This is a genomic window from Acidovorax facilis, from assembly GCF_023913775.1.
Classification (GTDB): domain Bacteria; phylum Pseudomonadota; class Gammaproteobacteria; order Burkholderiales; family Burkholderiaceae_C; genus Acidovorax; species Acidovorax facilis.
Genome location: NZ_JAMXAX010000180.1, coordinates 1 through 10239 on the forward strand (window position 1 = coordinate 1; position 10239 = coordinate 10239).

The following is a 10239-nucleotide window of genomic DNA, read 5'->3' on the forward strand; positions in this document are numbered from 1 at the left end:
GGAAGGAAGAAAGGCCCTCCCGCTGGGTGCTTCAAGAGCGTTTGGCACCGCCTGCTGCGGCCGGCCATTCAACCCTTGAAGCCACGGTGTGCCAACGCACACCGCTGTGCGCACAGCGGGCTTCAAGAGCAATTTCCGACTGGCATCGCCTCGTGCAGGGTGGCACAGGGATAACGCAGTGAACGCTTCTACTCTTGCCAATAGCGATGCAAGAAGAATGCCCACAGCGCCTTGCATGCGTGCCAGCAAGCAGCCAGAGCGCTGGTGCACAGCACGTCAAAAGCCATGCATACATGTCACTGATTGTGATTGGCATGCCAAATGCATAGCGCCCTGCACCACAACGGCGGGCGTGCAGACAGTCCGGCGTTGCACAACGACAGCAACCCACCCACCATCGACGGAGACACCCCATGCACGCGCTCATGTCTGCACACCCTGCCAGTTTTGACGACCCCACGCCCATCAACGACACCGACGGCACCTACCTGCGCCAGGCCATCGTCTGGTCCTGCACGGCACGCGCGCGCGGCAATCGTCCATTTGGCGCCGTGGTGGTGGGCGCAGGCGGCGAACTGCTTGCCGAGGCTTACTGCAACACCACTGAAACTGGCGACTGCACAGGCCATGCCGAAACCAACGCCGTGCGCCAGCTCAGCCCCCGCGTGGGCCGCGATGCACTGGCCAAAGCCACGCTGTACTCGTCAGCCGAGCCCTGCGTGATGTGCGCAGGCGCAATTTTCTGGTCTGGCATTGGCCGCGTGGTGTTTGGCATTGACGCCGTTCGCCTGCGGGTCTATCGCGGCGAGCGAGCGGAACAACGCGATGCAGAGCTGTCCTGCCGCGATGTGTTCGCAGCATCGCCCCATTCCATCGAGTGCATTGGCCCCGCGCTGATCGAGGAGGCCAGCGTTCCCCACATCGGCTTCTGGAAAGCGTGAAGCGAGCAGTAGCGCGCAAAATCGCTGTCTTCTACCTGTTGTCTCTTGCAAGCCGCGCATCCCGCACCCCGCCCGTCCATGACTGAAACCGAAACCGATGTCGCCTCAGGCGCACTCCTGGGCCGCGCCAAACAAGGGCGCGAGCGCATCCTCACCGCCATCCGCGAGGCGGCGGTTGCCGAGTTCAGCCGCCATGGGTTCAAAGGGGCATCCACCAAAGCCATCGCCGAGCGCGCGGGCCTGACCAAGCCCCAGCTGCACTACTACATCAGCAGCAAGGAAGAGCTGTATGAAGAGCTGCTGTACTCGGTGCTCAACGGCTGGTCGGGCGCCTTCATCTTTGACAGCAACAGCGACGACCCAAAGAAGGTGTTGAGCAGCTATGTGCGCAAAAAGCTCGACTACGCGCTGGACAACCCGGGCCTGTCGCGCATCTTCACCACCGAGGTGCTGGGCGGTGGGCGCAACCTGGGCAAGTACTGGCCGGTGGCCGTCAAGTCCACCCAACAGAAGGTGGACCTCATCAACCGCTGGGTTGCCGAAGGCCGCATGCGCAAGGTGGACGCCAAGGTTTTGCTGATGCAGATCTGGGGCATGACGCAGCACTACGCCGACTACGGCGTGCAGGTGCACATCATGCTGGGCCTGGCGCCCGACGAGCCCATCGACCGCGAGCCCATCGTGCGCGAACTCACCAGCTTTGTGCTGCTGGGCTGCGGCCTCGCACCAGACTAAGGCCCCCGCCCCATTCTGGGCATCCCTCGGGTGCCCGAGGGACGAGTCCCGGGAAATTTGCACCAGCACGCGGCGTCCAAAGCCGCTTTCAGGCCGCGTTGATCCACCACAAAGACGTTTGACCGATTTTTGTGACTGGCACAGCCTTTGCAATAGTTTGACCAATCGATCAAATCACATGGTCAAACAATGCAGACAGCCCCTGACACCGCCGACGCCGCCCGCACAGAACACACGTTCGAGCTGATCCTGCAGCGCAGCCAGATGCGCTTGCCCGTCGCCCCCGGCGAGAGCATGGCCGATGTGCTGCAGCTCGCTGGCGTACCGCTGGAAACCCTGTGCGCGCAGGGTATGTGCGGCACCTGCGTGACCCGCTGGCTGGACGGCGAGCCCGACCACCGCGACAGCTGCCTGAGCGCTGCAGAGCAAGCCACCCACGTCGCCGTGTGCTGCGCGCGCAGCCACAGCGCCACGCTCACGCTGGACCTGTAGGCCCATCCCCCACAACCCGAAGGACCCCCGCCATGCGCATCCTCGTGATCTATTGCCACCCGGTAGAGACCAGCTACAACGCAGCCCTGCACACCGAGGTGGTGCAGCAGCTGCGCGGCGCGGGCCATGAGGTGGACGACTGCGACCTGTACGCCGAGGGCTTCAACCCCGTGATGACACGCGAAGAGCGCCTGGGCTACCACGAGGTGCCCAGCAACCAGTTGCCCGTGCAGGGCTATGTGGACCGCCTGCTCTGGGCCGAAGCCGTGGTGTTCTGCTTTCCCACCTGGTGCTTTGGCATGCCGGCGATGCTCAAGGGATTTTTCGACCGCGTGCTCATGCCCGGCGTGGCCTTTGACATCAGCGACCCGCACAACGTCAAACCCTCGCTCACGCACATCAAGCGCATCTCGGCCGTGGTCACTTACGGGCGCCCCCGCTGGACGGCCCTGTTCATGGGCGACCCGCCGCGCAAGTCCATCACCCGCTACATGCGCCTGCTCACGGGCGGCAAGGCGCGGGTGAACTACCACGCCTACTACCACATGAACGTGGCCACACCGCCCCGGCTGGCGGCCTTCAAGGCCCGTGTGGGCCAGGCGATGGCGCGCTTTGCGTAAGACCACGTTCTAAGGGCCACAGCATGCACGCATCCAACACCCCCGACCGCATCCTGCGCACACGGTTGCCGCGCTGGCTGCTGCCCGCCGCCTGGCCGCAGCAGGGCCACCAGCCCGCACTGGCCGACCTGCAGCTGGCCCAGGGACGCATCGTGCAAGTGCTGCCCCACGGCACCCAGCCTGCGCCACATGGCACCGTGTGGGACGTAGCGGGCGCCCTGGTGTTGCCCGGCCTAGTCGATGCCCACACCCACCTGGACAAGGCCTTCACCCTACCCCGCATGGGCGTGGTCAAACCAGGCCTGCTGGGCGCCATCGAGGCCATGATGGTGGACCGCCAGGGCTGGACCGAAGCCGACATCCACGCCCGCGCCAGTCGCGGGCTGCAATGGGCCTACGACGCAGGCACCGTGCACCTGCGCACCCACTGCGACTGGTGGGAGCCCGACGCGCAGCCACTGGCCTGGAACGTGTTGCGCGCACTGGCCCACGACTGGGCCGACCGCATCACGCTAGAGCGTGTGAGCCTGATCCCCTTGCACCTGTACGCAGACCGCAGCGCCGCCCTGCGGCTGGCCGCCACCGTGGCCGCCAGCGGCCCCGGCGCATTGCTGGGCGGCTTTGTGCATTCCACCAACTGGGACCCGCAAGCGCTGCGCCACCTGTTGGAAGCCGCACAACACCACGGGCTGAACGTGGACCTGCATGTGGACGAAGAACTGCACCCCGGCGCCCAGGGCTTGGCGACCACGGCCGCACTGGTCAAGGAACTGCGCTTTGAAGGCCATGTGGTCTGCGGCCACACCTGCGCCCTGGCCGCACAGGACGAGGCCACGGCCCTCGCCACGCTCGACGCGGTGGCACAAAGCCCGATCACGCTGGTCACGCTGCCCATCACCAACCTGCTGCTGCAGGACGCCACCACCGGCCGCACACCGCGCCAGCGTGGTCTGACGCTGGTGAAGGAGGCGCGCGCACGTGGCATCCCGGTGCTGGTCGCCAGCGACAACGTGCAAGACCCGTTCTGCCCCGTGGGCAGCTTTGACCCGCTGGAAGCCCTGGCCACGGGCGTGCTGGCGGCGCAGCTGGATGCACCTTTCGACCAATGGAGCGAATCGCTGTGCCGTGCCGACTGGCTGCGCACCGGCCGCACTGGCACCACGGCGCTGCCGCTGCAGCCCGGCACGGTGGCCGACCTGCTGGTCTTCACGCAGGCCGACCACTGGGGCTTTCCGTCGCGCACACAAGGCGCGCAGGGCCGCGTGGTGCTGCGCCAGGGCCGCGTCGCCAGCGGCCATGCACCGGCTGCCTGGCATGTGCCCACAACCCAATCCGCAAGGAGCCTTGCATGAGTCCCATATCTGCGCCCGGCATCGCCCAGCCCCTGGCCCGCTACGCCGCGTGGCGCCGCGCAGGCGACTTCATCTACCTGAGCGGGATCATCGCCGTGGACCCTGCCGCCAGCCGCATCGTGCGTGGCTACGACGACATCCCGCATGAGGCCGCCACGTTGATTGGCCGCACGGGCGAGTTCAGCAGCGACATCAAGGAGGGCCCCATCCTCGCGCAGAGCTGGTACGTGCTCGACCGCATCCGCCAGACCATCGAGGCCGCAGGCGGCCAGATGTCCGACGTGTTCAAGCTGGTGCAGTACTTCAAGAACCTGGACCACTTCCCACAGTACAGCCGCGTGCGCAAGCTGTTCTTCCCCGGCGAGCCACCCGCGTCCACCGTGGTGGAAGTGAGCGGCATGTTGCCCACGCCCGACATCCTCATCGAGGTGGAGGCCACGGCCTACCTCCCTTTGCGCTAACAACGCCTTCCTTCACGAAAGACCCCCCAATGCTGCACGGCTACAACCCGCCCCACCGCTACCTGCCCTACCTGAGCTGGACCGAGATCGCAGACCTGCCGGACAAGGAGAACACCGTCATCGTGCTGCCCACGGGCGCCACCGAGCAGCACGGCCCGCACCTGCCCTGTGCGGTGGACACGGTGATCAGCGCAGGCGTGGTGGGCCATGCGCTGGCGCGCCTGCCGGCCGATGTGCCTGCGTTTGCGATGGCCCCCATCACCTACGGCAAGTCCGAAGAACACCTGCACTTCCCGGGCACCGTCACGCTGAGCGGCGAGACCCTGCTGGCCACCATGAACGAGGTGGGCGAGTCGGTGTACCGCGCGGGCTTTCGCAAGCTGCTGTTCGTCAACGGCCACGGCGGCCAGCCGCAGGTGATGGAGATGTGCGCCCGCGAGCTGCGCTTGCGCCATGGCGACTTCATCGTGGTGCCCAGCTTCACCTGGCGCGTGCCGCATGTGGCGGGCAAATTCCTCTCCGACAAGGAAAAACGCCTGGCCATGCATGCGGGCCACGGCGAAACCGCACTGATGCTGGCGCTGGCCCCCGACACCGTGCACATGGAACGCGCGGTGGTCAACTACCCGCCCGTTTTTGACTCGCCCCTGCTCTCACCCGACGGCCGCCCTGCTTGCGCCTGGAGTGCGCGCGACTTCGGCCCCAGCGGAATCATTGGCGACCCGCTGCCCGCCACGGCCGAGCAGGGCCACGCCATCCTCGACTCGCTGGCCGTGAGCTGGGCGGCCGCCATCACCGAGCTGCACAAGCTGCAGTGGGCACCGCGCGCTGAGCCCACCTGGGGCCGGGCCCATCACACCGGCCACATCGAGCACCCGTCCGCACTGGCCTGAAACCTGCGAACGCCACCGCAAAACCTTTTCGCCTTCCCCTTCGTTGTCCCTTCGTTCCACCTCCACCCCCTACCGGAGTACCACCATGATGAAGACCGCCTCCCGCCTTTCCAAAATTGGTGCAGCCGCGCTGCTCGCTGTTGGTGCCGTCGGCGCCATGTCGAGCACTGCCCACGCGCAGGAAAAGTTCACCTACATGACCAACTGGTACGCGCAGGCCGAACATGGCGGCTTCTACCAGGCGGTGGCTACGGGCCTGTACAAAAAGTATGGGCTGGACGTGACCATCAAGATGGGTGGCCCACAGGTCAACATCGTGCAGATGATGGCCGCCGGCCAGGCCGAGTGCGTGATGGGATCGAGCGACCTGCAGATGATCCAGATGCGTGAAGGCGGCGTGCCGGTGGTCAACGTGGCGGCGGTGTTCCAGAAGGACCCGCAGGTGCTCATCGCACACGAGGACGTGAAGAAATTCGAAGACCTCAAGGGCAAGACCATCCTGATCGCCTCGGCGGCCCAGCGCGGCTACTGGCCCTGGCTCAAGGCCAAGTACGGCTTCACCGACTCGCAGACGCGCCCCTATACGTTCAACATTCAGCCCTTCGTGGCCGACAAGAACGCCGCCCAGCAGGGCTACCTGACGTCCGAGCCGTTTGCGATTGCCAAGGCGGGCGTCAAGGCCAACACGCTGATGTTCAGCGACCAGGGCTACCCAGCCTACGCCACCACCATCTCGTGCATGGAAAAAACGGTGAAGGACCGCAGCGCCGCCGTGGCCTCGTTTGTGAAGGCCTCGATGGAAGGCTGGAAGAGCTACCTGGCCGACCCAGCCCCGGCCAACGCACTCATCAAGAAGGACAACCCCAACATGACCGACGAGCAGCTCGCCTACAGCGTGGCCAAGCTCAAGGAAATGGGCATGGCCACCGGGGGTGATGCCGCCACGATGGGCATCGGCATCATGACCGACGCACGCGCCAAGGCCAGCTACGACTTCCTGGTGGACGCCAAGCTCATCGACCCTGCCAAGGTGAAGCTGGCCGAGACCTACAACACGGCCTTTGTGAAGGACCTCAAGGTTCTTCCCTGATTGGATTCACGGGCTTCCATCCCCCCACCTCCACCGTTCACGCTGAGCCCGTCGAAGCGCCGCGCAAGGCTTCGACAGGCTCAGCCCGAACGGTGTGTGGAGTGAGGCCCAGTGGACCACCCGCACTACCCGCACCACCCGCTGCCACCCCAGCCCTGACACAGCCGCCGCACCCCACCCCACGGCCGCATCCATCGAAAGGCGACCATGACATCCCCCGCTGACTCTCCGCCGCTGGTGCACGCCCCGACGCCAGCCACCTATTCCACACCCGCCGTGGAGGTGCTCTCCGCCGAAAAAACCTACCCCAATGGCACCCAGGCCCTGCTGCCGGTGGACCTGACCATTGAGGAAGGCGAGTTCGTCACCCTGCTCGGTCCCTCGGGCTGCGGCAAGAGCACGCTGCTGAAAATGGTGGCGGGCCTGCTGGAGCCCACCGACGGCCGCCTGCACCTGTGGCGCAAGCCCGTGGCGCAGCTGGACGAAAGCGGCAAGAAGATGGCGTTTGTCTTCCAGTCGCCCACGCTCATGCCCTGGGCCAGTGTGCAGACCAACGTGCGCCTGCCGCTGGACCTGGCGGGCATGCCGCGCGAGGAAGCTGACGCCCGCGTGACCGAGGCGCTGGCACTGGTGGGCCTCTCCAAGTTCGCCAAAGCGCTGCCCCGCGCGCTGTCGGGCGGCATGCAGATGCGCGTGTCGATTGCGCGCGGCCTGGTCACCCAGCCTGACCTGCTGCTGATGGACGAGCCCTTTGGAGCACTCGACGAAATCACGCGCCACAAGCTCGACGCCGACCTGCTGGATCTGTGGCGCAAGAAGAAGCTCACCGTGATCTTTGTGACGCACTCGATCCACGAGGCGGTGTTCCTCTCCAGCCGCGTGGTCATGATGGCCGCGCGCCCGGGCCGCGTGGTTGAAGAGTTCCGCATCGACGCGCCCTACCCCCGCACGGCCGACTTCATGGTGTCGCCCGAATTCAGCCGCTACGCCAAGCTGCTGCAGGACAGCCTGCTGCGCGCCAGCGTGGACACCGAGGAGACCGTGGCATGAGCACCCCCTTCCCTTCCGCACCGATGGCGTCGCCCGTGGTCACCGCCCACCCCGCAGCCGCCCCGCGCTCAGCGCCTGCACCCGTCGCTGCCAAACCTACCGCCAAGGCCACACCCAAACGCCCGCCGCTCATGGCCCAACCCCGCGTGCAGCGCGTGGTCTACCCCGTGCTGGTCGGCCTGGTGCTGATCGCGCTGTGGCAGGGGCTGGTCACGGCCATGGAGCTGCCACCCTACCTGGTGCCCTCGCCCATCCTGATGATGAAGACGCTGTTCACCGACTGGGCCGCCCTGGGCGGCTCGCTGTGGGTCACCGTCAAGATCACGGTGCTGGCCTTTGTGGTGGCCACCGTGGCGGGTGTGCTCATCTCGTTCCTGTTTGTGCAGAGCAAACGCATCGAGACCGCGCTCTTCCCCTACGCCGTGCTGCTGCAGGTCACGCCCATCGTGGCCGTGGCGCCGCTCATCATCATCTGGGTGAAGGACCCGACCGCGTCCATGGTGATCTGCGCCGCACTGGTCGCCCTGTTCCCCATCATCAGCAACACCACGCTGGGCCTGCGCAGTGTGGAGCCGGATCTGCAAAGCTACTTCCAGCTCAACCGCGCCACGCGGCTGCAGACTCTGCTGCGCCTGCGCATCCCCAGCGCGCTGCCCTACTTCTTTGGCGGGCTGCGCATTTCCAGCGGCCTGGCGCTCATCGGCGCTGTGGTGGCTGAGTTTGTGGCGGGCACCGGGGGCCAGGGTGCGGGGCTGGCGTACCAGATCCTGCAGGCCGGCTTTCAGCTCAACATCCCGCGCATGTTTGCTGCACTGCTGCTGATTTCGCTCACTGGCGTCGCCTTGTTCGTGCTGATGGCCTGGCTCACCCGCGTCGCCCTGGGCGGCTGGCACGCCAGCGAAACGTCGCACGACTAGCCCTTTCAACCCCATCGCCAACACACCGCGCGCAGCCACTGGCGCGCGGCAAGGGCTTCCTTTTGCCCAAAACGGCCACCAGCGGCCAAGGAGATACCGACATGACCACCACCGCCCATCAACTGCCCGACCTGCTGCCCGGCCTCGACTGGATCGCCGACCCGCTGCGCGTGGGCCGCCTCTCACAGGACTTTGCCTGGTTCAGCCCCGTGCTCAAGCGTGACCTGGCGGGCAAGCGCGGCGACATTGCCGTGCGCCCGCGCACCGAAGCAGAAATCCGCCAGGTGGTGGCCGCCTGCGCCAGCGCGGGCATTCCCCTCACCGTGCGCGGCAGCGGCACTGGCAACTACGGGCAAAGCACGCCGCTGCACGGCGGCGTGATCCTGGACCTGTCGGGCTACAACGCATTTGGCTGGGTGCGCGGCGGTGTGGGCCGCGCGCAGTCGGGCATCCGGCTGGCGGACTTTGATGCGCAGGCCAAGCCCCATGGGCAAGAGCTGCGCTGGCTGCCCAGCACCTACCGCAGCGCCACGCTGGGCGGGCTGTTTGGCGGCGGCTTTGGGGGGGCAGGCTCCATCAACCACGGCCCGCTGGCCGCGCCTGGCAACGTGCTGGCCGTGCGTGCGATGACGGTGGAGCCCGAACCGCAGATCATCGAACTGCACGGCCCCGAAGCCATGCTGCTGCACCACACCTACGGCACCAACGGCATCGTGCTGGAGCTGGAAGTGGCCCTGGCCCCTGCCGTGGAGTGGACCGAATGCATCGCTACCTTCGACAAGTTTGACGACGCGCTGGAATTTGCCGACCGCTTTGGCAGCTCCCCCGGGCTGGAGAAAAAAGAGGTGTGTTTTCTGGCCGCACCCATCCCGCAATACTTCACCAGCCTGGCCGAGCACTTGCCCGCCGACCAGCACGCGGTGCTGATGCTGGTAGCCCCGCACTCCGAAGCCGGCATGCGCGATATGGTGGCCCAGCACTGCGGCCAGATTACCTACCGCAAGACCGCCGACGAAGTGGCCGGCAGCCACAAGACGCTGCTCGAATACACCTGGAACCACACCACCCTGCACGCCCTCAAGGTGGACAAGGGCCTGACCTACATCCAGAGCGGCTTCAACCCCATGCACCGCCTCAAGCAGGTGAAGGCGCTGGAGGCAGCGCTGAAGGGCGAGGTGATGATGCACCTGGAGTTCTTGCGCACCAAGGAAGGCGCCTTCAACTGCAGCGGCCTGCAGATCATCCGCTACACCACCGAAGAGCGTCTGAACCAGATCATGCAGATCTACCGCGACCACGGCGTGCAGATCAACAACCCACATGTGTACATCGTAGAAGACGGCAAGCAGAACCACCTGGACCCGGCCGTGGTGGGCATGAAGCGCCGCTTTGACCCCCAGGGCCTGCTCAACCCCGGCAAGCTGCGCAGTTGGTATGCGGCAACACAATTGGCGCCCGAGACAACGCCAGCGCGACAAACCGCCTAAGCGCGCCTCAAAAAACTCCCCTGGCGTGGTTGTCCCGTCTTGTCGTACTCCTTGTACTGCCTGCGGCCGAGCGCCTAGGGACCCTCTGCACAAATCCCTGCGTAATGTGCTTACGAAGGCTTGAAGCCGAGACAATAAGGCCATGAAGCAAAGCAGCCTGGGCCTGAGCAATACCACCAAGCGCACCCGCAAGCGCGAGTT

At 66.0% G+C, this 10239-nt stretch carries 11 protein-coding genes; all 11 read left to right on the forward strand.

The genetic code is table 11. The features are described from left to right. Positions 1-413: 413 nt before the first annotated feature. The 11 genes from NFX52_RS27795 (at position 414) to NFX52_RS27845 (ending at position 10038) form a co-directional block, all read left to right on the forward strand. Complete coding sequence (locus NFX52_RS27795; RefSeq protein WP_156358603.1) at positions 414-941, forward strand: nucleoside deaminase; 528 nt, start codon at positions 414-416, stop codon at positions 939-941. A 78-nt stretch (positions 942-1019) separates the two neighbouring features. Continuing rightward, positions 1020-1676: a TetR/AcrR family transcriptional regulator gene (locus tag NFX52_RS27800; RefSeq protein ID WP_055394840.1), complete on the forward strand. Its 657-nt coding sequence runs from the start codon at positions 1020-1022 to the stop codon at positions 1674-1676. A 189-nt stretch (positions 1677-1865) separates the two neighbouring features. Continuing rightward, positions 1866-2168, forward strand: a complete 303-nt coding sequence (locus NFX52_RS27805) for a 2Fe-2S iron-sulfur cluster-binding protein (RefSeq protein ID WP_055394838.1) — start codon at positions 1866-1868, stop codon at positions 2166-2168. A 32-nt stretch (positions 2169-2200) separates the two neighbouring features. Next, the gene (locus NFX52_RS27810; protein ID WP_055394835.1) at positions 2201-2788 is read left to right on the forward strand and encodes an NAD(P)H-dependent oxidoreductase; all 588 of its coding nucleotides are present in this window, start codon (positions 2201-2203) and stop codon (positions 2786-2788) included. 23 nt (positions 2789-2811) lie between these two features. Continuing rightward, complete coding sequence (locus tag NFX52_RS27815; RefSeq protein ID WP_055394833.1) at positions 2812-4140, forward strand: amidohydrolase family protein; 1329 nt, start codon at positions 2812-2814, stop codon at positions 4138-4140. Then, positions 4137-4601 carry a RidA family protein gene (locus NFX52_RS27820; protein WP_055394831.1) on the forward strand — a complete coding sequence of 155 codons (465 nt, stop codon included), beginning with the start codon at positions 4137-4139 and terminating at the stop codon, positions 4599-4601. Before NFX52_RS27815 ends, NFX52_RS27820 begins: the two co-directional genes overlap by 4 nt. A gap of 29 nt (positions 4602-4630) precedes the next feature. Continuing rightward, positions 4631-5494: a creatininase family protein gene (locus tag NFX52_RS27825; protein WP_055394830.1), complete on the forward strand. Its 864-nt coding sequence runs from the start codon at positions 4631-4633 to the stop codon at positions 5492-5494. A gap of 85 nt (positions 5495-5579) precedes the next feature. Further along, positions 5580-6584, forward strand: a complete 1005-nt coding sequence (locus tag NFX52_RS27830) for an ABC transporter substrate-binding protein (RefSeq protein WP_055394828.1) — start codon at positions 5580-5582, stop codon at positions 6582-6584. Positions 6585-6791: 207 nt separating this feature from the next. Beyond that, complete coding sequence (locus NFX52_RS27835; protein ID WP_055394826.1) at positions 6792-7634, forward strand: ABC transporter ATP-binding protein; 843 nt, start codon at positions 6792-6794, stop codon at positions 7632-7634. Continuing rightward, complete coding sequence (locus NFX52_RS27840; RefSeq protein WP_082437302.1) at positions 7631-8551, forward strand: ABC transporter permease; 921 nt, start codon at positions 7631-7633, stop codon at positions 8549-8551. The genes NFX52_RS27835 and NFX52_RS27840 overlap by 4 nt, the downstream gene beginning before the upstream one ends. A 101-nt stretch (positions 8552-8652) precedes the next feature. Continuing rightward, positions 8653-10038, forward strand: a complete 1386-nt coding sequence (locus tag NFX52_RS27845; protein ID WP_055394824.1) for an FAD-binding oxidoreductase — start codon at positions 8653-8655, stop codon at positions 10036-10038. Positions 10039-10239 lie beyond the last annotated feature (201 nt).

What these genes read in the sequence shown, in the direction of transcription:
- NFX52_RS27825 (WP_055394830.1), top strand. Translation starts at nt 4,631, where the DNA reads ATGCTGCACGGCTACAACCCGCCCCACCGCTACCTGCCCTACCTGAGC.
- NFX52_RS27800 (WP_055394840.1), top strand. Translation starts at nt 1,020, where the DNA reads ATGACTGAAACCGAAACCGATGTCGCCTCAGGCGCACTCCTGGGCCGC.
- NFX52_RS27840 (WP_082437302.1), top strand. Translation starts at nt 7,631, where the DNA reads ATGAGCACCCCCTTCCCTTCCGCACCGATGGCGTCGCCCGTGGTCACC.
- NFX52_RS27795 (WP_156358603.1), top strand. Translation starts at nt 414, where the DNA reads ATGCACGCGCTCATGTCTGCACACCCTGCCAGTTTTGACGACCCCACG.
- NFX52_RS27810 (WP_055394835.1), top strand. Translation starts at nt 2,201, where the DNA reads ATGCGCATCCTCGTGATCTATTGCCACCCGGTAGAGACCAGCTACAAC.
- NFX52_RS27830 (WP_055394828.1), top strand. Translation starts at nt 5,580, where the DNA reads ATGATGAAGACCGCCTCCCGCCTTTCCAAAATTGGTGCAGCCGCGCTG.
- NFX52_RS27815 (WP_055394833.1), top strand. Translation starts at nt 2,812, where the DNA reads ATGCACGCATCCAACACCCCCGACCGCATCCTGCGCACACGGTTGCCG.
- NFX52_RS27845 (WP_055394824.1), top strand. Translation starts at nt 8,653, where the DNA reads ATGACCACCACCGCCCATCAACTGCCCGACCTGCTGCCCGGCCTCGAC.
- NFX52_RS27820 (WP_055394831.1), top strand. Translation starts at nt 4,137, where the DNA reads ATGAGTCCCATATCTGCGCCCGGCATCGCCCAGCCCCTGGCCCGCTAC.
- NFX52_RS27835 (WP_055394826.1), top strand. Translation starts at nt 6,792, where the DNA reads ATGACATCCCCCGCTGACTCTCCGCCGCTGGTGCACGCCCCGACGCCA.
- NFX52_RS27805 (WP_055394838.1), top strand. Translation starts at nt 1,866, where the DNA reads ATGCAGACAGCCCCTGACACCGCCGACGCCGCCCGCACAGAACACACG.